The following is a 25,195-nucleotide window of genomic DNA, read 5'->3' as shown; positions in this document are numbered from 1 at the left end:
AGATGTTGTTTAGATTCGTATTAGTTGCGCTGGTGGCCAGTGCTCATTCCGCGCGGGCAGACGTTCCCGATTTCTTTCAGATCCCCTTCCTATCGGATGTCGCCAGCGCCAGTATTCAAAGGGATTATGAACGGGTCCGCTGCAAGCAGACCTATATGGTGGCCGTGTCGCCGAATGGGCATTGGGCGTCCCGCTGCAGCGGCAACAAGCTGTCGTCGACAATAACCCGTGCTGTATTGCAAAAGTGCGAGCACGCGGCGGGTCAGGCTTGCGGCATGGCCATTGCAAAGGGGCAGAACACACCGGATTGGCAGGCAAGTCCTTCCTTGGTCTATGCCGAGACCGTAAGTCCTGAGACTATTCCGTTTGTTGCTGATTTGCGGGGCAGGGACGTGGTGTCCCGCTATTCTGCGGCCAGACGGAATAAGGCGCTGGCGCTCAGCCGGAACGGAGCTTGGGCTTATGCGTCGGGGCGCTTGACCATGCGCGAGGCCGAACAGGTTGCGCTTAACAAATGTGAAGAAAATGATGGTAATCGCAGACGATGTTTTTTGTATGCTTCCGGCGATGATGTGGTGTTTGGGCCTGACACCAACATTTTCCCCGAACGCTGACCAAGATCGGGGCATGAATTGAATGAGAAAGAAGGAGGTGAACACAGACCTCATCGTCTTCGACGGCGAATGCGTGCTGTGCTCGGGCTTTTTCCGCTTCATGCTGCGCCATGACCGGGCCGGGCGGTTCTCCTTTGCCACCGCGCAGTCGCCGCTGGGGCAGCAGCTCTACCGCCAGCATGGCCTGCCGACGGATAATTTCGAGACCAATCTGGTGATAGTGGATGGCCGCACCTATCAGCGGCTGGATGCCTTTGCCGCCGCAATGCGGGCGCTGCCCCGGCCCTGGCCGGCCTTGTCTGTCTGCCGGTTCCTGCCGGGGCGGCTGAAGGATGCGCTGTACTTCAGTATCGCCCGCAACCGGTACCGGCTGTTCGGCCGCTTTGATACGTGCCTGATCCCTGGCCCTGAGGTTCGCGCCCGGTTTGCCGACGGAGGCTTTGAGCCATGAGGGATGCCTTTGGCGACATCATCGCGGCACAAGACCTGGAGGTGCCGCCGGCCCTGCTGCGGTTCCATGCGCAGCCGCCGCAACGCAGCCACGGCATGGTCAAGGTTGAGGGCGGCAGCCGCTGGGCGCGGCTGCTGGCGGCGCTTGCGGGCTTTCCGCCGCCAATGGCCGAAACCCGGTTCCGGCTGGATGTCGCCCCGCAGGGCAAGGGCCATATCTGGCGGCGCAGTTTCGGAAAATTCCTGACCCGCTCGCATTTGCGGTATGATCCGCAAACAGGCAGAGCAGTGGAACGCTTCGGCCTGGTCGAACTGGACCTGGCCGTCTCGGCTCAGCAAGGCGCAATGGTGGTCTCGGTGGAGAGGGCCCGGCTGTTCGGCCTGCCGCTGCCCCAAGCTCTTTGCCCGCAAAGCGCCGCTACCGAATTTGAAACGCCGGAGGGGCACTTGGGATTTGACATCTCTGCCAGCCTGCCGCGCATCGGCTTGCTGGTGCGCTACAGCGGGTTTCTGGTGCTGCCGGAGCTGGACCTCAGACGTTAACCATTTGCTAACCCTGTCATTGCCCGGCGCGGCATCGGCCTTTAAAGTCGATGCTGTTGCCCATTGGCCTTCCGGGGGGGAGAAAATGTCTGCACATACCAATATGAACACGGCACTGCTGGCGCTGACTGCAAAGCTTCAGTCGTTGAATGATCTGGTGACTGCCAACCAGTTCATGGTCGAGGCTTTGGCGGATCAGGGGGATGCGCTTAAGCAAATGGATGGTGCTGAGACCAAGGATATGCTGCGCCGGCAGGCGCGCGAAAAGTTCCACCCGGACACTGGCACCCTCCCGAATGCTGCAGCGCTGGCCATTCTGGAAGGCGTGCTGAGCCATCAGCGGGACAGTGCGGAGATCATTCCCTTCCCGCCCCGCGCCTAAGCCGGGCGTTCACACATCTGCGAGAGGTGGTTGCAAAGGTGCTGCCGGTCTATTGGAGCCGCTGCGGCAAATCCCTATGTTGAAGCGAACACAGGGATATTTCCGAATGAAACACCTCCTTTGCGCTGCCATCCTGGCTTGTCTTTCTTCCAGTCCCGCAGCTGCGGATGCCTTCATTACCAACCGCGGCGTGCGGGTGCTGCCGGTCAATGACACGGTCTATGAGGTGGTGCCGCGCGGCTCCGGCGGGACCTGGGATTACTGGTGCGCAGCTGCCGAATACGCCCGCCGCGAGCTGGGCGCTGGCTGGATGGACCGGTTTTACGTGGTGCGGGGCCGGGATGTCAGCGTCACCACAGGGCGCCGGTCGTCGGTGCAGTTCACGCTCTACCCGAAACGGAGCGGTGTCGAACCCAAAACAGGCTGGCTGTCGCTGGGTTTTCGTACCGGGGAAAGCATGTCGGTGCAGCAGGGATACGGCTATTGCGTGAATGAGCCGGCGTTGTAATGGATTCGAAGCATTTGAACTTGCGCGGATGTGACGTTGTATGATGACAATTGGCTGTCTACTGATGCCGGTCGCTCCGGTAGCTGCGCAATCCGCGTGTAGCAATGGAATGCCAGTTCTTCTGCAGCATCCTTCGCAATACAGTGTCATCGAGCGTGAGCTGCTGCCCGGATAGAACCCCCGTCGCGTTTGCGCCGAAGTAACGTTTCAGGTGGAATCGCAGCTCATGCTTGTCCCTGCCGTGCTGTAGTTAAGGGGCTGACAAAGCGGAGTTTTCTCAAATGTCGATGGCCTTGAGAACGGTGTGAAAGAGCCGGGGCGTGACTTGACACAGTGACCGCACAGCAGTGTGAGTCGCTTGTGTTTCAATTCTCCTTACACTTTTCGGTATCTGCCTGGTTGCCGGGCGGCGCACAATAACTGAAAGGGGTCCGACATGAAAATCTGGATATCTGTCCTGTCTCTCGCCACCGCTCTGCCGTTTTTTCTGCCAGAGCCGGCCGCGGCCTGGAATGACCGCAGGGCGGCTCATATCAATGCAGTATCGCAAGATGTCTTTGAGGTGGTGCCGAAAATCTCAGCCGGTGCATTCTTCTGGTGTGCTGCAGCAGATCATGCCCAGCGGAACCTAGGAGCGCCGTGGAAGGCGGATCTGTTTATCACCCGCGGGTTGGGGGCAAGCGAGACAACAAACCGCGTATCAGCGGTTCAATTCACCCTGAATGCGGGTTTGGCGCCGGGGGCAAGCCGTGGCAATATCAATAGCCTGAAGGCCGGCCAAAGCATGAGTGTGCAGCGGGCTTTTGGTTATTGCGACAGGCTGCCGGGGCGTCCCTGAGCCAGGGCCTGCTTGATATCTGGCGGCTGTTGAAACAAGGAGAATTAGATGACCAAACGCATTGCAGCCATTGCCGGTCTGGCCGGGGCGCTTCTCCTATTGCCTGAAGCAAGCGCTGCCTGGCGGGCAATCAACCGCCATGAGGTGCTGCCAGTGTCCGAAGGCGTCTGGGAAGTGGTGGCCCGGGTCGGGACTGGCGCGCAGGATTATTGGTGCGGTATCGGTGATTTTGCGATCCGCCAGCTGCGGGCGCCGGTGAACCAGCGCATCTATGTCTGGCGCGGGGTCGGGCCTTCGGTCAACCGGCCGGGGCGCAAAGCGGTGCAATTCGCCTTTGGCCTGCCGCCTGGTGTTCCTGACCGGTCCTCCAGCCTGTCGCTGAATGTGCGCGAGGCAGGTGACAATCTGCATGTGACGGCTGCACAAACCTATTGTTATGACCGGCTGCCCGGCCGGGACCGCTGGTTGCCTTAGCGTCCGCCTTCGCCGGCCGTGGCGGTTGCCAGCCGAACCGGGTTCCGCCACAAATGATTTATGCAGTATGAGTTCACCATTCCGACGCGCGGGCAGGGCCTTTATGAGTTCACCCGCGACGTGCAGGCCTGGGTTTCCGGGTCCGGCCTGCAGGATGGGCTGCTGACCCTGTTTGTCCGCCATACCTCCTGTTCTTTGCTGATCCAGGAAAATGCCGACCCCGAGGTGCAGACCGACCTTCGGGCCTTCTTTTCGCGCCTGGTGCCGCCTTCCTCCGATCCCGCAATGGCCTATCTGCGCCACACCTATGAGGGGCCGGACGACATGCCCGCCCATATCAAAGCGGCGATGATGCCAGTCAGCCTGTCGGTCCCTGTCAGCCGCGGTGCACTGGTGCTGGGCACCTGGCAGGGGATTTACCTGTTTGAACATCGCGATCGTCCGCACCAGCGGCATGTGGCCGTGCATCTGGCCTGAACCTCTTTATCTAGCGGCCATAAATCACCACTACCCAAATTCTGGAGGGTAGCCTATAGTTGTGGATAACCGGGCAAACACCGGCACAAACAATAGGCTGACAGGATTGAGGGAGCAGGCGGATGCGCTGCCCATTTTGCGGAAATATCGACACTCAGGTCAAGGATTCACGCCCCGCCGAAGATCATGTTTCGATCCGGCGGCGCCGGTTCTGCCCGGCCTGCGGCGGCCGTTTCACCACCTACGAACGGGTGCAGCTGCGCGATCTTGTGGTGATCAAAACTAGCGGCAAGCGCGAGGATTTCGACCGCGACAAGCTGGAACGCTCGATCCGCATCTCGATGCAAAAACGCCCGATTGAGCCGGAGCGGATTGATCAGATGATCTCGGGCATCGTGCGGCGGCTGGAAAGCATGGGCGAGACCGATATCGGCTCGAAGAAAATCGGCGAGATCGTGATGGAAGCGCTGGCCCGGATCGACACCGTGGCATACGTGCGCTTTGCCAGCGTTTACAAGAATTTCCAGGCGGCGGATGATTTCGAGGATTTTGTTCACGAGCTGCGCCCGCCAGTTGCACCGGAAGAATAATGGACGCTGATCACCGTTTCATGGCGCTGGCGCTGTCCCTGGGACGGCGCGGGCAGGGCAACTGCTGGCCGAACCCGGCAGTGGGCTGTGTTATCGTGCAGGGCGGCCGCGTGGTGGGCCGCGGCTGGACCAGGCCGGGCGGCCGCCCCCATGCAGAAACTGAAGCACTGGCGCAGGCCGGCGGGGCCGCACGCGGTGCCACGGCTTATGTGACGCTGGAACCTTGCGCCCATCACGGCGAAACGCCGCCCTGTGCGCAGGCGCTGATTGACGCCGGTGTGGCGCGGGTTGTTGCCGCGATTGAGGACAGCGATCCGCGGGTGTCGGGGCACGGATTTCAGATGCTGCGCAATGCGGGCATCGATGTGGCCACCGGAATATGGGGGGCACAGGCAGCGCGGGATCACGCGGGTTTCTTCCTGAAGACTGAGCAGGGCCGCCCGCTGGTGACCCTGAAGCTGGCCGCCAGTTTCGACGGGCGCATCGCCACCGGATCGGGCCAAAGCAAATGGATCACCGGACCGGAGGCCCGTCGCGCCGTGCACGCGATGCGCGCGCGCCATGACGCGGTGATGGTCGGCGGCGGGACTGCGCGGGCTGATGATCCCTCGCTGACCGTGCGCGATCTGGGGGTGGAGCACCAGCCTGTGCGGGTGGTGATCTCGCGCCATCTGGACTTGCCGCTGATGGGTCAGCTGGCCCGCACCGCCAAGGACGTGCCGGTCTGGCTTTGCCATGGCCACGGCGCTGATCATGAACGCATTCAGGCCTGGGAAGGGCTGGGTGCCAATCTGATCCCCTGTGCGTCGCACGGGGTACAGCTGGACGCGGCGGATGTGCTCCAGCAGCTGGGGCAGGCGGGTCTGACACGGGTGTTCTGCGAAGGCGGCAGCGCGCTGGCGGCATCGCTTTTGGCATTTGATCTGGTGGATGAGCTGATCGGCTTCACTGCGGGTCTGGGGATCGGGGCCGAGGGTCTGCCGTCGATCGGTGCGCTTGGCATCGGCCGGCTGGAGGAAGCGCCGCGGTTTGAGCTGGTTGAAACCCGTCCCCTCGGCAAAGACATCCTGCACCGCTGGACCCGCGCGCTGCGCTGATCATCCTTTTCCGTGCAGAGCAGGCTCTCCCGCCCGTCACTGGAGCATGAAACATGCTCCGCTTCCGTTGGGCGTGGCCCGGCGCTGCGCGCCGGGCCACGCCCAAGGCCGCCAAGGGCGGGCTGGCGTCAGCCAGGATGTCCTGCGGGCGCGGGAGGGTTCCCGATCAGCTGGCCGCCGATCAACGCCAGAGATGGGCGTAGGTGGTAAACAGCCCCTGCAGCTTGGACAACAGCCGGTTGCTTAACCCCGGATGCGGCAGATGCCCTTGGCGCAGACGCATCACTGCAACCTCCACCGGACAGGGCTGTGCGGTCACCGGGTCGAAGTAGCGCGGGTAGTCGATCAGCGCCGCATGGGCGAGGCCCAGAAGCGTGACACGGGCTTGCCGCCAGGCTGGCGCCGGAGCCAGATCGGCAGTCAGCCCCCAGCCTGCATAAAACGGTGTTCCCAGCGTGGTTACCGGCACCCCGCGCAGCAGCGCTTCGAACCCCAGAAGGGAGGTTATCGTCCAGACCTCTTGCACTTCAGCCAGCAGGGCCATGGGGTCCGCATGGGAGGCAACCGCATCCGCCAGCCCCTCTGCTGCAACCCGGCCTTTGCGCAGGCCTGCCTCCACATCCGGATGCGGCTTGTAGACAATCACCGCGTCCGGGTTGGCCTGCCGCACCGCGCGCAGCAGATCCAGGTTAGTCTTCACCGCTCCGGCTCCGCACAGGATTGAGGCGTCATCCTCCACCTGGCCCGGCACCAGGATCCGGCGGCCTTGGGGCAGGGCAGGGGCGGTGCCGCCAAGATTGTATTTCGACACCCCGTCCAGGATCAGAGACCGCACCAGATGCTCGGCCCGTAACGCCTCGGCCTGGGTCATCTCAACCCTGCGGGCAATCAGCCCATCCAGATCCGAGGGCTGGCGCGGGTCATAGTAGATCCCTTGACGGTCAGCCACCAGCGACAGCGGTGGCACCAGTTCCGCCCCCAGCCCGCGGGAGCGCAGAAAGCCGTCCTCCACCCGCACAGCACCGTCATGCGCCGCATCCGCCTTGCCGGCCCAGACCATCCGTTTGCGTCCGCTGGCTTGTGCCTTGGCCGGGTCTTCGGTGAACAGCACCCGCGTCCCGGCGCCAAAGAACTTCTGCAGCGGCTTGCGTTTCCACATCCGCATACCAGAAGCCGCCCAGCCGGGATGGTCGTCCCGCCAGGCCCGCACCCGTGCCTCCAGGTTATCCAGAACTGTCTCCAGCCCGCACAACTCATCCCGGAACGGGTCGTACCACTTTGGGTAGAGGATCATCGCTGCGGCAAACAGCTGCGCCCGTGTCAGCCGCCGCTGCCTGCGGGGGGGCGGGGCGTCGTCAATGCTCAGCCCCCAACCCGCGTAAAACGGCTGGCCGAAGACCCTCGGCTTGTGACCTGCCAGGATCGCCTCGAACCCCAGTTGCGACGATACCGTATAGACGCCCACGGCCCCTTCCAGCAGCGCCCAGGGCGACACGCTTCCCGTGAACAGCGCAACCCGCCCCTGAGCGTCCTGCGCATCATAATATCCCGCCCGGTAGCCGCGCAATGTTTCTGGATGTGTCTTGATCAGCACCCGCGCGCCCGGGTGCTCCTCCTGGGCAAAGGCGAGCATTTCCAGAAACCGCGCCCGGTCGCCGCGCGATGCAGTGACCGAGGCATCGTTGCGTGCCTGGTCCGCAACCAGCACATAACCCGGGTCCGGCACCGCCGCCGCAGGATCAAAGGCGTTGTATTTGCTGAGATGCGCGTTCTTGAGCCGGGTAATCGCATCCCGTGCCCGGCGCATCAGATGTGCATCATCCAGCGGATGGCTGGCCAGCAGCTGTTCCAGCTCCGAGGGCTGCGCCGCATCGAAATGCATGCCTGACCGGTCCAGCAACAGCCCCATGGGCGGTTCGCCTGCGCGGCCGGGGTGAAGCGAGCGCAGAAAGGCATCCTCGACCCGCAACAATCCGCAGCCGCGCTGTTCGGCGACTGCAAGGCCCCGGTGCGCTGTGGGCGAGGCGCCCCAGATGCCAACCAGATCTTCGGCCTGCGGCAATCCCAGCTGGATGCGGTAGCCGCAAAGCTGCAGGATCCGCCGCACCCGGCGCTGGGTCAGAAAACCGCCATTGTAAACAAAAAGCCGGGATGCAATGCTCCCGGCTTTGTGCTGGCCAGCGCCTTGATGCATGGCGGTTTAACCGCCTACGGCGCTGGAAACGCTTGACAGCGACCCCACTGGTGTCACCAGCAGCGAAATGGTCTTGGTCCATTGGGTGTACGGCGCTTCGGTGACATAAAGCGTGTCATCGTCGCGGATCACGAAATCGCGGGCGACAAACAGCCCGTTCGGCTGAGTCAGGTTCAGCACATAAACCAAACGCTGCGCGCCGATCAGATCATCGCGGCCCAGCACCTGATTGGCAATCTCGGCCGGCTCATTGCGCAGCACAAAGACACCGGTCGGATCAGAGGCGGTGGAAATCAGCCCGCCAACCTGGGCAATGGCTTCCAGCGCCGACAGGTCCTGGCTTTCAAAAGGCACCCGCGCCTGGGCCGAGGTCGCCCCCAATGCGGTGAAAGAACGTGTGTCCTCCTCAACCAGAATACGGTCGCCGCCGCGCAGGGCCACATCCAGCTCCGGATGGTCGAACAGGTCCTGGAACCAGATCTTGCCCTTTTCCTGGCCGCGGATCACGGTGACCTGGGCAATTTCCGGCTGGATCGTCACGCCGCCGGCCTGGGCCAGCATGGACGACAGGGTGCGGGTGGGGCGTTCAATCGGATAGACACCCTGGCCGCCCACGGCGCCCGTCAGGCTGACGGTGGCGCCGTCACCGGCCAAACGGCGCACCTGCACCTGCGGGTCGGGGGTCTGGTCTTCAAGCTTTTTGGTGATGGTCTCGCGCAGCTGGTCCGGCGTATTGCCAGAGGCGCGCAGGCGGCCCGCGTAGGGCACAAAGATATAGCCGGCGCTGTCGACCTGCACCTCTTCCAGCACCGTGGAATTGGTGGCTTCGGCGGCCAGCAGCCCGTCATCCACGTTTTCCCAGACCGTCAGGCCCAGCACGTCGCCAGGACGGATAGTGTCCGAGGTCAGCCGGCCGGCAGACGTAAAGCCGGAGGAAAAGCCAAGCGCCGGCACCACGGCGGTGGCGCGGGCGACGCGGTCGTTGACGGAGACGATGAAGGCATCGCCTTCCCGCTGCACGGAACCGGCAAAGATCTGGCGCTTGTTGGGGCCGACCTTGGGCAGCCCGCAGGAGGCCGCAAGGGCCAATGCTGCCAGCATCGCCACCGGACGCGCCCAGCGAAGGGGAACGGATTTCACTGCTCGGTCTCCTCGACCAATTATTGTTTGCCTCAAGTTTTAGGGGCAACCTAACCTGCCAGCAGGGAAAAATCCAGTCTTTGGGCGCAGCTGTATCAGGTCACCAGACGCAACTGTTGCCGCGGTGCCGCTGTGCCCAGGCGCAGCGCGTCATAGGGGTCCTCGTCCGCCAGCATCATGTCTGCCACTTGGCGCAGCAGCTGGCGCCGCCCCTCGCGGGAATAGTAGCCGCCGGGCACCTGCGAGGTTTCCAGCAGGAACCGACGGTAATCCTTGTAGGCGCGGCTGTCCGGGCGGCTGGCGGCGGCAAAAAACTCCGCCAGGGGCTGCTCGGACACAAACTCCGGCTTGCCGTAAACCGCGCGCCCGAACACCCGCAGCGGAATGCCGCGCCACAGCACCTGCTGGCCGGCGGTGGAATTGACGGTCACCGCGGTGCGCGCCTCGTTCAGCAGCTGTGCCAGCTTGCCGCCGCGCACATAATGCACCCTGTCTTCGATGCCGTGCTCGCGCGCCAGCCGGCGCAGGCTGCGGCGCACTTGGGCCCGGCCGTCCTCCAACGGATGCGCCTTGATCACCAGATGATGGTGGCGCGGGGCGCCTTCGGCAAAGCCGCGGATCACTTCTTCCAGAAACTCGCCCATGCTGGAGAACGGCGAGTGCATCTGAAAGGAACTGTCATGCTCCAGTTGCAAAAGCGCCAGATGATAGGGAAACCCGCCATTGCGGATCCGCCGCTCTGCCAGCCGGCGCTCCAGCGCCTGGACCGGCATCAGCAGCAACCGCTTGAGATACAGCCGGAATTCCTTGGTCACCGTCAATGACCGGTGCGGCCGGAAACTGCGGTACTTGCCATTCCGGAACATCACGAACCAATGGTACAGCGCGCCATAAAACACATGCTGGCGCATATCGCCCCAGTGTGCGGGGGGCAGCGGCGCCTCCATGTCGGACAGCGCCAGCGCCTGCTGCATTTGCGGAACATCCATCTCCATCAGCCGCGAATGGCCATTGGCGCCGCCGCGCTCGTAAGTTACCCAATAGGGGCGCAGATAGCCTTCCTCGAATACATGCACGGTGATACCGCGTTGCTGCGCGGCTTTGATCGCGCTGGCGTGAATAGGGCGGGTGTCGCCATACAGCACAATATCGGTGATGCTGCGGCTTTCCAGCAGCCCGGCCAGCACTTCCGGCCAATCTTCAAGGCTGCCGGTGAAGGGCAAATAGCTGTCTTTGCTGCGCCAGAAGGCCTGATCGCCCGCATTGAACCCCACCCGGGCCACATCACAGCCCGCAGCCCGCAGCAATCGTCCAAGGGCGGCGAAAAACGGCCCGTGCGGGCCTTGCAGGAACAGAAAGCTGCGGTGTTTCATCAGGTGGCGTGACATCCCGGTGTCATAAATACGGTGGCAGTCTCAAGGATTGATTAACAATTGACTGGGGCGAAACTATGGCCGCGAGGGGCGGTAAGGCAAGCCGGGGCTTGTGGAGCGCGCGCAGCTTGGCTACCTCTGCGGCAGCATCGGCACATCATCTGCGGGGAGCGGACCCATGTTTACAGGCATTATCACGGACGTTGGCACCATCACCGAACTGGAGCAGCAAGGCGATTTGCGCGCCCGCATCCGCACCTCTTATGACACGGCGGCCATTGATATCGGCGCTTCTATTGCCTCTGACGGGGTCTGCCTGACAGTGATCGCGCTGGGGGAAGACTGGTATGACGTGCAAGTCTCGGCCGAGACCGTCTCCAAGACCAACCTGGACAGCTGGACCACGGGCAAGCGGGTAAATCTGGAGCGCGCTTTGAAAGTGGGCGACGAGCTGGGCGGCCATATCGTGTCCGGCCATGTGGACGGTGTTGCCGAAGTGGTGAAGATGGAAGACGAGGGCGACAGCACCCGCGTCACCCTGCGCGCGCCGCAGGACCTGGCCCGCTTCATTGCCTCCAAAGGATCGGTGGCCCTGAACGGCGCTTCACTGACGGTGAATGACGTGGACGGCTGCGATTTCGGTATCAACTTCATCCCGCACACCAAGGAGGTCACTACCTGGGGCGATGTGAAAACCGGGGACCGCATCAACCTGGAAATCGACACCCTGGCCCGCTACGTCGCGCGTCTGCAGGAAGCCGGCTAAAACGGCGCAGCCTCTTCATCGTTCCAAAAATACTCCGGGGTGAGGCCGTAAGGCCGAGGGGCAGCGCCCCTCATCCCGCCACATACAAACGCTCCCGCCCCCTTGAGCAGCACTGAAGTGCTCCCCAAAGCGTTGGGCGTGGCGCGCCGCCGGGGCGGCGCGCGTCACCACATGTCGCCAACGGTATAGCCCAAAGGGAACGGGTCGCTGGGATCCAGCGTGTAATGGCTCAGCCCGTAGATCCAACCCTGGCCGGACAGGGTGGGGATGATGGCCTGGTATGGCCCGACCTGCGTCTCTGCTGTGATACGCCCGGTGAACGTGGTGCCCAGTGGTCCTGCGTTCACATAGTCCTGCCCGATCTCCAGCTGTCCGCGCGCATGCAGCACCGCCATCTTGGCGCAGGTGCCGGTGCCGCAGGGCGACCGGTCCAGGATGCCGCTGGCGTCTTGCGGGCGCTTCGGGTCGAACGGGCCTGTTGAAATCGTGATGGCGCCGCGGCCGTGGGTGCCATCTGCCACCGGAGCGCCCCACAGGTTGGTGATCGTAGGCCCTGTGATTTCCGGATTTTCAGGATGCGCTACGGGCAGCTGCTCGGCAGTGGCATGGCGGATCGCTTCCGACACCCGCACGATCTCTGCTCCATTGTCTGCATCGAGGGAAATCCCCAGCCTCCCGGCCTCGGCCAGCACAAAGAACATCCCGCCCCAGGCCACATCCACGGTGACAGTGCCAAGACCTGCAACCTCAACCGGCGCGTCCAGATGCACCGCAAAGGCCGGCACATTCTCAAACTCCACCCGCGTCACCTTGCCATCCCGGCATTCGGCCCGCACCCGGATCAGCCCGGCGGGGGCCTCCAGCACCAGCTCGGTCACCGGTTCCACCATCGCCACCACGCCGGTTTCCAGCAGCACCGTCACCACGCAGATGGTGTTGGAGCCGGACATCGGCGGGTATTCGGTTTGCTCGAAAATGATGAACCCGGCGTCCGCTTCCGGATGGCAGGGCGGCACAATCGCATTGCCGCAAAGACCCGGATTACCGCGCGGCTCACGCAGCATTTGCAGGCGGATATCATCATGATTGGCCGCCATGTCCTGCATCTTTTCGAACACCGAACGGCCCTTCAGCAGCGGCATGCCGCCGGTGATCACCCGGCCCGGTTCGCCCTCGGCATGAGCCTCAACCGCCTGGATAATGCGGGATGCGCGCATCTGTCTCTCCCTTCCCGATGTAACCCCGGACCTATGGATTGGATCCAAAATCATTTGTGCACAGGTGCACAGGCCGCGTCCAGACCCCTCGGTGCCGTTTGCGGGACTGGCATTTGCCCCGTCTGTGGGCTATCTGGCAGGGAAAGAACCCGCAGCGCCAGGCGTGCTGCCTTTGCGCATCGAAAGGCTGCTACATGAGCTTTGAAACACCGGGGCCGGTTGAGGCGCAATTGCGCAATGCCATCAGCCCGATTGAAGACATCATTGAGGAGGCCCGCCAAGGCCGTATGTTCATCCTGGTCGATCACGAGGACCGCGAAAACGAAGGCGACCTGGTGATCCCGGCGCAAGCTGCCGATGCGGCGGCGATCAACTTCATGGCCACCCACGGCCGAGGGCTGATCTGCCTGACCCTGCCTGCCGATCGAATCGAGGAACTGGGCCTCCCGATGATGGCGCTGCACAATTCGTCGCGCCATGAGACTGCTTTCACAGTTTCGATCGAGGCGCGCGAAGGCGTGTCCACCGGCATCTCTGCCGCCGACCGGGCGCTGACCGTGGCCACTGCCATTGATCCCGATAACACCGCCGCCGACATCGCCACCCCCGGCCATGTCTTTCCGCTGCGCGCGCGCCGGGGCGGGGTGCTGGTGCGTGCAGGCCATACCGAGGCCGGCTGCGACGTGGCCCGGCTGGCAGGTCAATACCCGTCGTCGGTGATCTGCGAGATCATGAAGGAAGACGGCACCATGGCACGTCTGCCCGATCTGGTGGAATACGCCGCGACGCACGGGTTGAAGATCGGCACCATTTCCGACCTGATCACCTACCGCGCCCGCAACGACAATCTGGTGACGGAAACCTCGCGCGAGACCGTGACCTCGGAAATCGGCGGCGAGTGGGAGATGCGGCTGTTTACCGATCAGACCCACGGCATTGAGCATGTGGTGATGATCAAGGGCGACATTACCACGCCGGAGCCGGTGCTGGTGCGCACCCATGCGCTGCATGAGGCAACGGACATCCTGGGTCTTGGCCCGAAATCAGCCCGCCAGCTGCCCCGCGCGATGGAGATCATCGCCGAAGAGGGCCGCGGTGTGGTGACCCTGTTCCGCCAGCCCCGCAACGCGCTTTATGCCAATGAGGAAGACGGCGCGCGGACCGTGACCATCAAACAGACCGGCATCGGCGCGCAGATCCTGTCAAGCCTGGGGCTGAACGAATTGGTTCTGCTGACCGATTCGCCCTCGACCAAATATGTCGGGCTGGATGCCTATGGGCTGTCCATCACCGGCAGCCGCCCCATTCTGAAGGACGATTGATATGGCTGGACATGAAACCCACTACACCCTGCCGCGCGCCGAGTTCGACAAGCCGGTGAAGATGCTGATTGTTGTCGCGCCTTATTACAAGGATATCGCCGACAATCTGGTCACCGGCGCCGCAGCCGAGATCGAAGCCGCAGGCGGAACTTTCGAGATCGTCGAAGTGCCCGGCGCATTGGAAGTGCCGACAGCGATTGCAATCGCCGACCGGACCTCGAATTTCGACGGCTACGTGGCGCTGGGCTGCGTGATCCGCGGCGAGACCACCCATTATGACACCGTCTGCAATGACAGCAGCCGCGCGATCCAGCTGATGGGGCTGCAGGGCCTGTGCATCGGCAACGGCATCCTGACGGTGGAGAACCGCAAACAGGCCGAAGTGCGGGCTGATACGGCCGATCAGAACAAAGGCGGCGGTGCGGCAGCTGCGGCCTTGCATCTGATCGCACTCACGCGTAAGTGGGGCGCCCAGACCAAAGGCATCGGTTTCAAGGCGCCCACAGGGGCGTACCAGGTCGCCGGTACAGACAACGGATCCACCAGCGTATGAGCACCCAGGACAGCCGCCCCAAGGGCAATGGCAAGAATCAGATGAGATCGGCAGCGCGGCTTTACGCTGTGCAGGCGCTGTTCCAGATGGAACACAGCGGCCTCACCTTTGACAAGGTGATCGTCGAGTTTGAGGACCACCGCTTTGGCGCTGTCTATGAGGGTGACGAGATGGCGGAGGGGGATAACAAAATCTTCCGAAAGCTGATACGCGAAGCCGTGAACCACCAGGCGCAGATCGACCAGATGACCGACCGCGCCCTGGTGGCGAAATGGCCGATTGCCCGGATCGATCCCACCTTGCGCGCGCTGTTTCGCGCCGCGGGGTCCGAGCTGACGCAATCCGACACCCCGCCCAAAGTGGTGATCAACGAGTTTGTCGACATCGCCCGCGCTTTCTTTCCCGAGGGCAAAGAGCCGAAATTCGTCAACGCGGTGCTGGACCACATGGCACGCGAAGCAAAACCGGAAGCCTTCTAAGGCGGTAATTCCGGACTTCGATGGAGAAAGGGCGCGCTGCAGGGTGCGCCTTTTTCTTTGGGAGATTGCCAATCGCAAAGGGTGCGGCATATTCCGCTCATTTTTCCGGAAGCGCTGGACGGCGCTGCAAAGACTGATAACCTCCTATTGCATATCTGGAGGACTCAGATGCCTGAACTGGTGAAGATGTATATCCGCAACGTCGTGATCGGCTTCTGCATTGCTGCCGTATTTGTGGCGATGCTGCTTTGGTTCAACGTGATGAACCTTTGGGGGCTGGTTTTCACATCTGACGCGGGCCTCTTGGCGGTGTTCCTGTTGTGGTTCATGCATGGCATCGTCTTTGCCGGTGTGCAGTTTGCCTGGGCGGTGATGGCCATGGCCGAAAAGGATGGCGGGCCCCGCCGCGGCACTCCGGTGGTTAATGAATTCCAGCCGGTGCGTGTACCGGCTGACGAGCCGTCCCAGCGTGAGCGTCAGCTGCGCAGCCGCCGCTGAAGCATTGCAAAACGCAATCCGCCCGCGCTTTCCATCCGGAAGGCGCGGTTTTTCTTTGGCGGTAAGGGGAAATGCGGCGGGACCACCAATCAACCGTGCGGCTTTGATTCCCGGGGACCTGTTTGTACAGGTGGGCGCCAGGTAAACGGACCAGGGTCCGAACAGAGCCAGCTCCCGTGGAATTGCTTAAGGCCACTGGAATGCTGCCTGTCACAAGAAGGGCAGAACCCGCCAATGCCGTAAGTAGTCTGCCCGGCCCGCTGTTACAAGGGGAACGCAGTGCTGGCGGGTTGTTTCCGGATAAAACCGCAGGATTGCAACTTGTTCCCTGATTGTTCACATTCGCCTGTATGATGAATGATCTGCAGCCTGGACAGAAACTTGCACGCGGGGTGTCGCGCTATCTGCGCTCGCTGGGCTATGCGCCGCTGGAGGAGTTTGTGCCGGCCCGCGGCTTGCGCGTCGATGTGATGGCGCTGGGCGCCAAGGGGGAGCTGTGGGTGGTCGAGTGTAAGTCCAGCCGCGCTGATTTCCAGTCCGACAGCAAGTGGGAGGGTTATTTGGAGTGGTGCGACCGCTTTTTCTGGGCGGTGGACCTGGCGTTTCCAACCGAACTGCTGCCGGACGGCACCGGGCTGATTATTGGAGACCCGTATGATGCCGAAATCATCCGCATGGCGCCGGAGGGCAAACTGCCGCCAGCGCGCCGCAAAAAACTGATCCAGAAGTTCGCGATGGATTCCGCCCGCCGCCTGCAGGCCCTGCGTGACCCGCGCCCGGGCCGGGACGGGCAGCTGCTGGGCGGGGCAGGAGATGGGGCAGGAGATCAAGAGCAGCAGGATTGAGCGCTAGCGGCTGCTCCCGCGCCCGCAGGTGCCCCGGCTGCGCCGGAACCCCTTGGCGGCCTTGGGCCCGGCAGCGAGCCTGCGGCACGCTGCCGGCGCTTGTTGCGCCGCTTTGCCCGGCAATCGGGCGCAGCGCGGAAGGGCGGGTGCGGAGTGCCGGAAAGACTGCGTTACTTGACGCTGCGCGCGGCTTGTGCAGCGGCGCGGATCTCTTCGGCAATCTCCTCGGCTTCTTCCGGGTCAAAGTCCATCGGGATTTCAACGCTGCCGGTATCAATGAAAATCCGCACCATACCCTGATCGGTCGGACCGATTTGCATGTTTGCCTCAATATCGCGTTCGGTGTTGATACTCATTGCACACTCCAATGCCGGTCAGCGGATTGCAGCTGGTGCTAGCCCGGGGCAGGCTGAAACGCAAGCCGGCTTTGCGCTATGCTGTTTGCATGATGGATGTGACCCTGCGCCGATTCGCTCCTTCCGACATGCACTGGCTGGCGGCCCGCCACCAGGATCTTTACGCCCGCGAGGCCGGGTTTGATGAAACTTTCGGACCGCTGGTCGCCGATATTCTGCACAGTTTCTGCGCAGACCACGATCCGGCGTGCGAACGCGGCTGGTTGGCGGAAAGCGGCGGCGAGCGGCTGGGATCGGTGTTTTGCATGAAAAAGGATGCCGACACAGCGCAGCTGCGGCTGTTCCTGCTGACGCCTGCGGCGCGCGGCAAGGGGCTGGGCAAGCGGCTGCTGCGGGAATGCATGGAGTTTGCCCGTGCAGCCGGGTACCGGGGCATGATGCTGAAAACCCATGAAAGCCACCAGACCGCTTGCGCGCTTTACCGGGCTTTCGGCTGGCAGCTGACGGACAGCCATCCGGTGCACAGCTATGGCCAGGATCTGGTGGAGCAAACCTGGCGGTTGTCTTTTCCGGTTTCGGACGGCAAAGCGCCCTAAGTGCAGCGTAAAATTGCGCATGATTGCAAACGGTTGCGGATAATTTTCAGCCGCCTGTCATGGCGGGTCCGGACCGTTGAGCCGGGCAATCAGAAGGGGCGGGTTTCTGCAGCGGAAAGGCAAAAAAACCTCTTGCACGCCTCCAGGACGTGCTATAAATGACCCCACAGTGCCGCCTTAGCTCAGTAGGTTAGAGCGCCTGATTGTGGATCAGGAGGTCCCCCGTTCGAGCCGGGGAGGTGGTACCACTCAATCAAACACCTTGAGAAATATCAGTTGCGGCAGCAGCCCGGCGTTTCTGACGGGCACGGCTTTTGCAGTCTCATCATTCTATTGCGGGTTCCCGCCACCAGCCCAGGTTTCCCTGGCCGCTGAACGGCCGGCTTGTTCACGCCTCCCGTCGGGCGCCAACAGCCGGGACTGCGGTTGTGGTGCTTTTTTGGGGGATTAGCCTTTTGGCCGCGCAATTTTGCGCGGTCCTTTGATCTTCTGCACGCGGGGCAGGCTAAAGCAGTGGCGCTGTGCCGGCCGGTGCATGCCGTTCTGCTGGAGCAGGCAATGGATGTGCTCAAGCAGAACGGACAAAAGGGACCTGGCCTCAATCGGTTGTGCTGGTGGTCGTGGTCGTTGTTGTGGTGGATGTGCCATTATCGTCATCGGCGATCAGAACCAGGAACAGCACCCCTGCAACCGCTCCGGCGGCGGCTCCGGCGGACAGTCCGGTTTCCGGCAGGCCGCTTGCGGCGGCCTGGGCCACGGCCTCGGCGCCCTGTGCCTGGCAGGTCACCTGCAGCGTGCCGTTTGCCAGATAGGTGGCGGAGACCGGAACACCGGCACCGCAGGCCACGCGCCGCTTGGCTTCGTTCAATGCGGCGTCCGCGGTCTGGGCAAATACGGGCTGTGCGGCAAAAGACAGGGGGATAATCAATGCCGCTGCCCGCAAGATACTGGTGTACATGATAAAACAACCTTATGCTTTGGAACATCTTAAGGTTAATGAAGGCCCGGGCGCCAGGCAACACGGCGGCGCTGCAGCGGCGATGTTCCGGCGAGATGCCGCGCAGCTGCCGCACCGCTATGCGTGGTTTTTCGGGGATATGCGAGGGTAACGATATGTTTAAGACAGCCGCCAAGAGCTTGACCGCAGGGGTTTCCTGCCTGGGTCTGGCCGCAGCACCTGCACTGGCACAGGGCGCCGGACCCCTGACCTATACAGTCGTGGTTCCGGCCGGAGAATTCGGTTCGGCTGCCTTTCTGACCGAGCTGCTGGGCACCCTGTCGGCCGCCAAGGCCTTTTGCCGCGCCACCGGTGATTCGGCGCTTCAGGTCGATTGCCTCTCTGAACGGCTGGAAGCGGCTGCAGATGGTATTCCGGCGGGCACTGATTACGACGAGGTGCGCGATGTGCTGCAAGACACCTCGGCCCGGCTCAAGCGGCTGGCCCGCCAGAACAGCGATCCGGGGCGCAGCAGGGTCAGTGTCACCAGTTCCGCAAACCCGGCTGAACGCACCACCCGGCCGCTGACGCCTGTCAGACCGTCCGCGCAGGCTGCAGTGAACCGGGAAGCCGTGCGCATATTCGAAGACGCAGGCACGGTCCTGCTGCGCAGCGCGGAATCCGCGCAGGAGCGGCAGGCGCAATACGCCCAGATTGCCGCGGCAATCGATTCCAACAAGGTTTTGCTCAGGTCCTGACCCCGCGGGGTTAGTCCTTGATCCGCACTTCCTGGCGCAGCGCACCGGACTCGCGGTCGAAAATCAGGATGCGGTTGTCCTGGCTGACCACAGCTATCCAGCCGCGTCCCAGTGTGACAGCCTCGGCCTTTATCCCGTCGGGCAGGGCGATTTCTGCGGGCAGCGGCGCATCGCCTGCCTGCAAGCGGATGACAAGCAGCGAGATTATCACTACAAGCCCGCCAATCATCACCACGGTCAGCGTGGTCACCAGCCGCCGCAGGAACCGGATCTGCGGCGGCTCCGTTTGGATTTCGGTCTCGGAAGGATCAGTCATGGGCAGCCGCCGGATTGAATTTGTCATCGCGGAAAACCCGCCTAAGCGGCTTGATAAAGCGGTTTCGCGCGATGTGCCAGAGGAGGCGTCTTTGTCGCGCACCCGTCTGGCCCGTCTGATCGAAGAGGGCGCGCTGACGGTGGACGGCGCCGTGGTGCAGGACGCCAAGGCCAAGGTTGAGGCCGGCGCGCAGATCGCGATCACCGTGGAGGAGGCAGAAGACAGCCATATCGGCCCCGAGGACATCCCGCTGGAGATTGTCTTTGAGGACGATGACCTGATCGTCATCAATAAGCCCTCCGGCATGGTGGTGCATCCGGCGCCGGGCTCCCCCTCAGGCACTTTGGTCAATGCGCTGCTGCATCATTTCGGCGGCAACCTGTCGGGCGTAGGCGGCGTCAAGCGCCCTGGCATCGTGCACCGGATCGACAAGGAGACCAGCGGCCTGCTGGTTGTGGCCAAATCCGACGCCGCCCACCAGGGGCTGGCCGTGCAATTCGAAAAACACACGGTGGAGCGCTATTATCAGGCGGTCTGCTATGGCGTGCCGGATGGCAACGACCCGCGGCTGCGCGGCGTCAAAGGGGCCAGCTTCGAGCCGGGCAATATCCTCAAGCTCACCACCCAGCTGGCCCGCCACAAAACTGACCGGCAGCGCCAGGCGGTGCTGTTCCAGGGCGGCCGCCATGCGGTGACCCGGGCCCGCATCTGCGAGGGTTTCGGCAACCCGGCCTGCGCGGCGCTGGTTGAATGCTGGCTGGAAACCGGACGCACCCATCAGATCCGGGTGCATATGGCCCACGCCGGTCACGGGCTGGTGGGGGATCCCACCTATGGCGGGCGCCGCAAACTGGCGGCCAAGGCCTTGAGCGAAGCCGCGCATGCGGCCGTCCAGCAGTTTCCGCGCCAGGCGCTTCACGCCGCTGTCTTGGGATTCAATCACCCGGTGACGGGCGCACCGCTCAGGTTTGAGGCGCCGCTGCCGCAGGATATGGCGGAATTGCTGGCGGCGTTGCGCCAGTAAATTGCCGGCAAATAAGCGTGTTCACGCCTGTGATGCAATTCACAGACGCATTCCGGCGGGTTAACATACAACAATTCCTTAAGCGGTCCTTGAAAAGGATTTGGCGCTAACACATATGCGCTAATGTTAAGTCCTTATACATTTTGGGAGGGACACTTTATATGGCGAATTATGCAAACCTGCCTGCCCCGACGCCCGAAGGCGGTCTGAACCGGTATCTCCAGGAAATCCGCAAGTTTCCACTGCTGGAGCCGGAAGAGGAATACATGCTGGCCAAGCGCTGGGTCGAGGAGCAGGACGCAAAGTCCGCGCACAAGATGGTAACCTCCCATCTGCGGCTCGCGGCCAAGATTGCCATGGGCTACCGCGGCTATGGCCTGCCGCAGGCCGAAGTGATCTCCGAGGCGAATGTAGGCCTGATGCAGGCGGTTAAGAAATTCGATCCGGAAAAAGGTTTCCGGCTGGCGACTTATGCGATGTGGTGGATCCGCGCGTCGATCCAGGAATATGTCCTGCGGTCCTGGTCTATGGTCAAACTGGGAACCACTTCGGCGCAGAAAAAACTGTTCTTCAACCTGCGCAAGGCCAAGGCCCGCATCGGTGCGCTGGAAGATGGCGATCTGCGGCCCGAGAATGTCAAGCGGATCGCAACCGACCTTGGCGTGACCGAGGACGAGGTGATCTCGATGAACCGCCGCATGTCGGGCGGTGATGCGTCGCTTAATGCCACCGTCGGTTCCGAAGGCGAAGGCACGATGCAATGGCAGGATTGGCTGGAAGACGAAGATGCCGACCAGGCCGGCGATTACGAGGCCCGAGATGAGCTGGAGGCGCGCCGGGAGTTGCTGACTGCGGCACTGGATGTGCTTAACGACCGCGAGAAGGACATTCTGACCCAGCGCCGCCTGATGGATCAGGCGGTGACCCTGGAGGAGCTGAGCACGCAGTACAAGGTCAGCCGCGAGCGGATCCGTCAGATTGAAGTGCGGGCGTTTGAAAAGCTGCAGAAAAAGATGCGCGATCTGGCGAGCGAAAAAGGAATGCTGACCGGCGCCTGATCCCAGCGCCCGGCAGCAGACTGTAAAGGCGGTGCTTGGCGCCGCCTTTTTTTGTCAACTGACAATGATGCTGGCTTTACGGCAGCAGTCCTGCCGGAATGTTTCGCGCGCGAAACATTGGGTCAGAAAGACTGACCTGAAAAGCTGGCGGAAGCTGGCTGTAAAACCTGTCTAGCACGGGCCTGGCAAAATGCTGGGTGCGCGGCTGAATGGGAGGCTGGTAGAAACGCTGGCTGGCAGACATGCGCGTGGCTGGCTGAAATCACTCTGGTTGCTGGCGTTGCTTGCGGTCTGGCTGTCCCGGGGGATGGCTGGAGTGCTGGCTGCTTGCGGCCTGGTGATTCTGGCTTGCGTGCAATTTCTGTATTCTGTTTAGCCGTGCCTGCGCTGCAGGTCAACAGAAAATGCAATGAAATCAAATAGTTGATAGATTTGCTCGGGAATTGCTTTCAGGCAGCCCTAGGCAGAGCGCCTGCGCGGCCTTACATTCAGCCCCTCTGGCACAGGAGGAAGGACCATGGCAGGCGGCTGGGCGCAGGACGGCGCGGTGAATGAGCAGATTGAAGCGTCGATCAATGATGAGCTGGCGCGGCTGAAAGCGGTGCGGCGTCCGGTGGGCGAAAGCCTGACCCATTGCGCGGAATGCGAGGAGGTGATCCCCGAGAAACGCCGTGTCGCCATTCCTGGCGTGAAGCTGTGCATTGACTGCCAGCAGGAGCGCGACGGCGCGCATCAGGCGCGCGGGGGCTTCAACCGGCGCGGCTCGAAGGACAGCCAGTTGAAGTAGGGCGCGCAGCGATCAGATGCCGTATTTTCGGCGCAGCTTGCGGACTTGAGAGGCAATCTTGTTGCCAGGCTTGATGCGTTCTGCGAATTCTTTTTTCGGCTTGTACCAGGATTTGTCCTTTTCGCTGTATTTCCACAATTGCCCTTCGCTGTCGGCAACATGCCGGAAGCATTCGTTATGCTGTCCGCCGGGATCCCCCTTTTGATTATACCAGGTCGCTTCATAGCAAAGGTTGCCCTTGGACGTCGCATACCACTTTCCGAGGCCAACGCTGTCTTCCCAAACAGCCTGAAAGCTGCCGTCCGGTCCCCAGTAGGAGCCTCCCTTGGTCCAGGTCCAGGTTTTTCCAGAATATAATTCGGCAATGGTTTGACCGCTGACGGGTTTCTTGCGGTCCGGGCCGGCAGCTATAGCACTGGTGGCGGTCAGGGCCGCAGCAATTACGAGCGCAGTGAGCTTTGAAAGCGGTGCCATGGTAACAACTCCCATACTGGTTAACCGGCTTAGTTTACCACACATTGAATCTGTATTCTAAAAATTCCCCCTAGGTGGTGTTCAATTGCACGCAAAAGGGAGTGGGGCTGGTGTACCGCTTAGGATCTATCCGAACCCCATTCGCAGAATGTGCTGCGGGCCTGCGATGCCGTGGGGATAGATGCCGCCGGTGTCTGCAAAACCGCCCTTGCGGTAACAGCGGATGGCGCCGAAATTCTGCATATTGACGGTCAGCACCACCGCACGCCGCGCCGGATACTGCGCGGCCAGATAGGGTCCCAGCGCGGCAACGGCAGCCGTGGCATAGCCTTTGCCTTGCTCAGCGCGATCAATCATGAAGGCGCGCAGACCCAGCTCATCCGGCCCGGCAAAGCTGTAGGTTTCGTGATACAGCCGGTCGATCTTGAAGAACCCGACCACTTGGGAGCCGTCAAGGATGGCGTGAAAATCCACGCCGTCCTCATTTTCTTCAAACGCCTGCGCCACAGTGCCGGAGTATCGCACCTGATCCGGCTCCACCTGAATATGGGAGACCAGATCAAATTCGTTTCGCGGCACCGGTCGCAGGCTGAGGCGCATCACCCCTCCATAGCTTCCAGTTCGTCAATGAAGCCGGAGATCATCGACAGGCCCTTGTCCCAGAATTCGGGATCTGTGGCATCCAGGCCGAAGGGCGCCAGCAGCTCCTTATGGTGTTTGGAGCCGCCTGCCTTGAGCATCTCGAAATACTTGTCCTCGAACCCTTCGGCGCCGCTCGCGTAGACCGAGTAAAGCGCGTTCACCAGCCCGTCGCCAAAGGCATAGGCGTAGACATAGAACGGCGAGTGCACGAAATGCGGGATATAGGCCCAAAACGTCTCGTAGCCGTCCATGTATTCATAGGCGTCGCCCAGTGATTCCGCCTGCACCGACATCCAGATGGCGTTGATGTCATCCGGCGTCAGCTCGCCCTCGGCGCGGGCGGCGTGCAGTTTGCATTCAAAGTCATAGAACGCGATTTGGCGCACAACCGTGTTGATCATGTCCTCGACCTTGCCTGCCAGCAGCACCTTGCGCTGCTCCTTGGTCTCGGCCCCGTCCAGCATCTTGCGGAAAGTCAGCATTTCGCCAAACACGCTTGCGGTTTCCGCCAGCGTCAGCGGGGTGGAGGACAGCATCTCGCCCTGTTCCGCCGCCAGCACCTGGTGCACGCCGTGGCCCAGCTCATGCGCCAGGGTCATCACGTCGCGCGGTTTGCCCAGGTAGTTCAGCATCACATAGGGGTGCACATTGGTGACGGTGGGGTGGGCAAAGGCGCCCGGCGCCTTGCCGGGCTTCACGCCCGCGTCGATCCAGCCGTCCGAGAAGAACGGCGCGGCGATTTCACCCATGCGCGGATCGAATGCATTATAGGCGTCCATCACCGTCTTTTCCGCCTGCTCCCAGCTGATGGTGCGGGGGTCTTCCAGCGGCAGCGGCGCGTTGCGGTCCCAGACCTGCATCACGTCCAGACCTAGCCATTTGCGCTTCAGCTCATAATAGCGGTGGCTCAGCTTGGGATAGGCGGCAACCACAGCCGCGCGCAGGGCCTCAACCACCTCAGGCTCCACATCATTTGACAGGTGGCGGCCGGTCTGGGCGCTGGGCATGCCGCGCCAGCGGTCGATGATTTCCTTTTCCTTGGCTTGGGTGTTGTGGACACGGGCAAAGGTCTTGACGTTTTCGGCAAAGACGGCGGCCAGCTCCCGCGCCGCCGCCTCGCGTTTGGCACGGTCCGGGTCGGTCAGCAGGTTCAGGGTGCCCTCAATGGTCAGCTCTTCGCCATCGACGGTGAATTGCAAACCGGCGATGGTCTCATCAAACAGCTTCTCCCAGGCATCGCCGACAATGCCGAGGTCATGCATGAAGCGTTCCAGCTCGTCCGACAGCTGGTAGGGCTTCATCGCCCGGATGCGGCGGAACACGCTGGCATAGCGGGCAAGCTCCGCATTGGCGGCCAGATGCGCCTGCATCACGCCGTCTTCAATACGGTTCAGCTCCAGCGTGAAGAACACCAGCGGCGTGGTGGCCACCGTCACCTTTTCCTGGCAGTCCGACAAAAAGGCAGCGCGGTCGGCATCGGTGGTCAGCTGGTAATAGCGCAGGCCGGCAAAGGACATGATGCGGCCGGCGATATTGTTGATTTTCTCGTTGCGCTCAACACATTCCAGCAGGCCGGCGGCGTCCAGACCGGCCAGCTTGCCCTCGTAATCGGCAGCAAAAGCGGCGCATTCCTGCTCCAGCCAGCCCAGATCGCGGGCCAGTTCGGGGGCGTCTTCAGACGTGTAAAGATCGCTGAGGTCCCATTCCGGCAGATTGCCAAGACCGCCGGAACCGGCTGAGGCGTTTGCGTCGTGAACGGGGAAGGGAAGCTGGAACATGGGGGCTCCTGTCATGAGGAATTCGTTGACCCAACATCTAAGCGGCGGCTTGCGGGATCACAAGCAGGCGGGCGTTGATCATCTGCAGATCACCGGGAGTTTAACGAAA

General features: G+C 62.3%; 30 protein-coding genes and 1 tRNA gene. 21 read left to right on the top strand and 10 right to left on the bottom strand.

Translation table 11 applies throughout. The features are described from left to right. Positions 1–2 precede the first annotated feature (2 nt). The 9 genes from K3724_RS14155 to ribD all read left to right on the top strand — a co-directional run bounded on the left by K3724_RS14155 (position 3) and on the right by ribD (position 5,973). The gene (locus tag K3724_RS14155; RefSeq protein WP_259986211.1) at positions 3–614 is read left to right on the top strand and encodes a hypothetical protein; all 612 of its coding nucleotides are present in this window, start codon (positions 3–5) and stop codon (positions 612–614) included. A 22-nt stretch (positions 615–636) separates the two neighbouring features. Continuing rightward, positions 637–1,065 carry a thiol-disulfide oxidoreductase DCC family protein gene (locus K3724_RS14150; RefSeq protein ID WP_259986210.1) on the top strand — a complete coding sequence of 143 codons (429 nt, stop codon included), beginning with the start codon at positions 637–639 and terminating at the stop codon, positions 1,063–1,065. Then, positions 1,062–1,607, top strand: coding sequence for a DUF4166 domain-containing protein (locus tag K3724_RS14145; RefSeq protein ID WP_259986208.1), 546 nt, complete (start codon positions 1,062–1,064; stop codon positions 1,605–1,607). Before K3724_RS14150 ends, K3724_RS14145 begins: the two co-directional genes overlap by 4 nt. Before the next feature lie 85 nt (positions 1,608–1,692). Then, positions 1,693–1,989, top strand: coding sequence for a hypothetical protein (locus tag K3724_RS14140; RefSeq protein WP_259986206.1), 297 nt, complete (start codon positions 1,693–1,695; stop codon positions 1,987–1,989). Between the two features lie 106 nt (positions 1,990–2,095). Further along, positions 2,096–2,497, top strand: a complete 402-nt coding sequence (locus tag K3724_RS14135; protein WP_259986204.1) for a hypothetical protein — start codon at positions 2,096–2,098, stop codon at positions 2,495–2,497. A gap of 886 nt (positions 2,498–3,383) precedes the next feature. Next, complete coding sequence (locus K3724_RS14130) at positions 3,384–3,809, top strand: hypothetical protein (RefSeq protein WP_259986202.1); 426 nt, start codon at positions 3,384–3,386, stop codon at positions 3,807–3,809. 60 nt (positions 3,810–3,869) lie between these two features. Then, positions 3,870–4,286, top strand: coding sequence for a secondary thiamine-phosphate synthase enzyme YjbQ (locus tag K3724_RS14125; protein ID WP_259986200.1), 417 nt, complete (start codon positions 3,870–3,872; stop codon positions 4,284–4,286). Positions 4,287–4,408: 122 nt separating this feature from the next. Beyond that, positions 4,409–4,876, top strand: coding sequence for a transcriptional regulator NrdR (gene nrdR, locus K3724_RS14120; RefSeq protein WP_027259687.1), 468 nt, complete (start codon positions 4,409–4,411; stop codon positions 4,874–4,876). A 20-nt stretch (positions 4,877–4,896) separates the two neighbouring features. After that, positions 4,897–5,973: a bifunctional diaminohydroxyphosphoribosylaminopyrimidine deaminase/5-amino-6-(5-phosphoribosylamino)uracil reductase RibD gene (ribD, locus tag K3724_RS14115; protein WP_259992643.1), complete on the top strand. Its 1,077-nt coding sequence runs from the start codon at positions 4,897–4,899 to the stop codon at positions 5,971–5,973. 181 nt (positions 5,974–6,154) lie between these two features. On the opposite strand, the gene K3724_RS14110 is transcribed toward ribD, so the two are convergent. The 3 genes from K3724_RS14110 to K3724_RS14100 form a co-directional block, all read right to left on the bottom strand. After that, entirely contained in the window at positions 6,155–8,167 is a 2,013-nt protein-coding gene (locus tag K3724_RS14110) for a capsular polysaccharide biosynthesis protein (RefSeq protein WP_259986185.1), read from the bottom strand. Positions 8,168–8,173: 6 nt separating this feature from the next. Then, entirely contained in the window at positions 8,174–9,307 is a 1,134-nt protein-coding gene (locus tag K3724_RS14105) for a polysaccharide biosynthesis/export family protein (protein WP_259986183.1), read from the bottom strand. A gap of 95 nt (positions 9,308–9,402) precedes the next feature. Further along, positions 9,403–10,695, bottom strand: coding sequence for a capsule biosynthesis protein (locus K3724_RS14100; RefSeq protein ID WP_259986174.1), 1,293 nt, complete (start codon positions 10,693–10,695; stop codon positions 9,403–9,405). A 163-nt stretch (positions 10,696–10,858) separates the two neighbouring features. Here K3724_RS14100 and K3724_RS14095 point away from each other — a divergent pair, with 163 nt between their 5' ends. Beyond that, positions 10,859–11,446 carry a riboflavin synthase gene (locus tag K3724_RS14095; protein WP_259986172.1) on the top strand — a complete coding sequence of 196 codons (588 nt, stop codon included), beginning with the start codon at positions 10,859–10,861 and terminating at the stop codon, positions 11,444–11,446. Positions 11,447–11,610: 164 nt separating this feature from the next. Here the strand turns inward: K3724_RS14095 and K3724_RS14090 are convergent, their stop codons facing one another. Continuing rightward, a complete protein-coding gene (locus K3724_RS14090) occupies positions 11,611–12,663 on the bottom strand; it encodes a proline racemase family protein (RefSeq protein WP_259986170.1) in 1,053 nt (350 codons plus the stop codon). Positions 12,664–12,857: 194 nt separating this feature from the next. On the opposite strand from K3724_RS14090, the gene ribB reads away from it, so the two are divergent. The 5 genes from ribB (at position 12,858) to K3724_RS14065 (ending at position 16,360) form a co-directional block, all read left to right on the top strand. After that, positions 12,858–13,985 (top strand): 3,4-dihydroxy-2-butanone-4-phosphate synthase, encoded by a 1,128-nt coding sequence (ribB, locus tag K3724_RS14085; protein WP_259986168.1) that lies wholly within the window; start codon positions 12,858–12,860, stop codon positions 13,983–13,985. 1 nt (position 13,986) lies between these two features. Next, on the top strand, positions 13,987–14,538 hold the full coding sequence (locus K3724_RS14080; protein WP_129371563.1) for a 6,7-dimethyl-8-ribityllumazine synthase: 552 nt from the start codon (positions 13,987–13,989) through the stop codon (positions 14,536–14,538). After that, a complete protein-coding gene (gene nusB, locus K3724_RS14075) occupies positions 14,535–15,017 on the top strand; it encodes a transcription antitermination factor NusB (protein WP_259986167.1) in 483 nt (160 codons plus the stop codon). Before K3724_RS14080 ends, nusB begins: the two co-directional genes overlap by 4 nt. Positions 15,018–15,185: 168 nt before the next feature. Beyond that, positions 15,186–15,515, top strand: a complete 330-nt coding sequence (locus K3724_RS14070) for a hypothetical protein (protein ID WP_259986166.1) — start codon at positions 15,186–15,188, stop codon at positions 15,513–15,515. A gap of 350 nt (positions 15,516–15,865) precedes the next feature. After that, a complete protein-coding gene (locus K3724_RS14065; protein ID WP_259986165.1) occupies positions 15,866–16,360 on the top strand; it encodes an MmcB family DNA repair protein in 495 nt (164 codons plus the stop codon). A gap of 170 nt (positions 16,361–16,530) precedes the next feature. Here K3724_RS14065 and K3724_RS14060 read toward each other — a convergent pair whose 3' ends face one another. Further along, entirely contained in the window at positions 16,531–16,716 is a 186-nt protein-coding gene (locus K3724_RS14060) for a DUF6324 family protein (RefSeq protein ID WP_044008416.1), read from the bottom strand. An 89-nt stretch (positions 16,717–16,805) separates the two neighbouring features. Between K3724_RS14060 and K3724_RS14055 the strand changes: the two genes are divergently transcribed. Together K3724_RS14055 and K3724_RS14050 are read left to right on the top strand one after the other, a co-directional pair. Then, positions 16,806–17,312, top strand: coding sequence for a GNAT family N-acetyltransferase (locus K3724_RS14055; protein WP_259986163.1), 507 nt, complete (start codon positions 16,806–16,808; stop codon positions 17,310–17,312). A 171-nt stretch (positions 17,313–17,483) separates the two neighbouring features. Beyond that, a tRNA-His gene (locus K3724_RS14050) sits at positions 17,484–17,560 on the top strand. Between the two features lie 350 nt (positions 17,561–17,910). On the opposite strand, the gene K3724_RS14045 is transcribed toward K3724_RS14050, so the two are convergent. Further along, the gene (locus K3724_RS14045) at positions 17,911–18,270 is read right to left on the bottom strand and encodes a hypothetical protein (protein ID WP_259986161.1); all 360 of its coding nucleotides are present in this window, start codon (positions 18,268–18,270) and stop codon (positions 17,911–17,913) included. 155 nt (positions 18,271–18,425) lie between these two features. Here K3724_RS14045 and K3724_RS14040 point away from each other — a divergent pair, with 155 nt between their 5' ends. Further along, the gene (locus K3724_RS14040; RefSeq protein ID WP_129371557.1) at positions 18,426–19,007 is read left to right on the top strand and encodes a hypothetical protein; all 582 of its coding nucleotides are present in this window, start codon (positions 18,426–18,428) and stop codon (positions 19,005–19,007) included. Positions 19,008–19,017: 10 nt separating this feature from the next. Here K3724_RS14040 and K3724_RS14035 read toward each other — a convergent pair whose 3' ends face one another. Next, positions 19,018–19,323, bottom strand: a complete 306-nt coding sequence (locus K3724_RS14035; protein WP_259986158.1) for a DUF6476 family protein — start codon at positions 19,321–19,323, stop codon at positions 19,018–19,020. Between K3724_RS14035 and K3724_RS14030 the strand changes: the two genes are divergently transcribed. The 3 genes from K3724_RS14030 (at position 19,322) to K3724_RS14020 (ending at position 22,192) form a co-directional block, all read left to right on the top strand. After that, on the top strand, positions 19,322–20,347 hold the full coding sequence (locus K3724_RS14030) for an RluA family pseudouridine synthase (protein ID WP_259986157.1): 1,026 nt from the start codon (positions 19,322–19,324) through the stop codon (positions 20,345–20,347). The two genes, K3724_RS14035 and K3724_RS14030, sit on opposite strands and share 2 nt — an antisense overlap. A gap of 161 nt (positions 20,348–20,508) precedes the next feature. Beyond that, positions 20,509–21,405, top strand: a complete 897-nt coding sequence (gene rpoH, locus K3724_RS14025) for an RNA polymerase sigma factor RpoH (protein ID WP_259986155.1) — start codon at positions 20,509–20,511, stop codon at positions 21,403–21,405. 517 nt (positions 21,406–21,922) lie between these two features. Further along, the gene (locus K3724_RS14020) at positions 21,923–22,192 is read left to right on the top strand and encodes a DksA/TraR family C4-type zinc finger protein (protein WP_027259667.1); all 270 of its coding nucleotides are present in this window, start codon (positions 21,923–21,925) and stop codon (positions 22,190–22,192) included. 12 nt (positions 22,193–22,204) lie between these two features. On the opposite strand, the gene K3724_RS14015 is transcribed toward K3724_RS14020, so the two are convergent. The 3 genes from K3724_RS14015 to K3724_RS14005 form a co-directional block, all read right to left on the bottom strand. Next, positions 22,205–22,681: a DUF995 domain-containing protein gene (locus K3724_RS14015; RefSeq protein WP_259986153.1), complete on the bottom strand. Its 477-nt coding sequence runs from the start codon at positions 22,679–22,681 to the stop codon at positions 22,205–22,207. 111 nt (positions 22,682–22,792) lie between these two features. Beyond that, complete coding sequence (locus K3724_RS14010) at positions 22,793–23,266, bottom strand: GNAT family N-acetyltransferase (protein WP_259986151.1); 474 nt, start codon at positions 23,264–23,266, stop codon at positions 22,793–22,795. Continuing rightward, positions 23,266–25,086, bottom strand: a complete 1,821-nt coding sequence (locus K3724_RS14005; protein WP_259986149.1) for a M3 family oligoendopeptidase — start codon at positions 25,084–25,086, stop codon at positions 23,266–23,268. Before K3724_RS14005 ends, K3724_RS14010 begins: the two co-directional genes overlap by 1 nt. Between the last annotated feature and the right edge of the window lie 109 nt (positions 25,087–25,195).

Source organism: Leisingera sp. M658 (genome assembly GCF_025144145.1).
Lineage (GTDB): Bacteria > Pseudomonadota > Alphaproteobacteria > Rhodobacterales > Rhodobacteraceae > Leisingera.
Note: the sequence above shows the minus strand (reverse complement) of the source record. Positions and strands in the feature narration are given on the sequence as shown.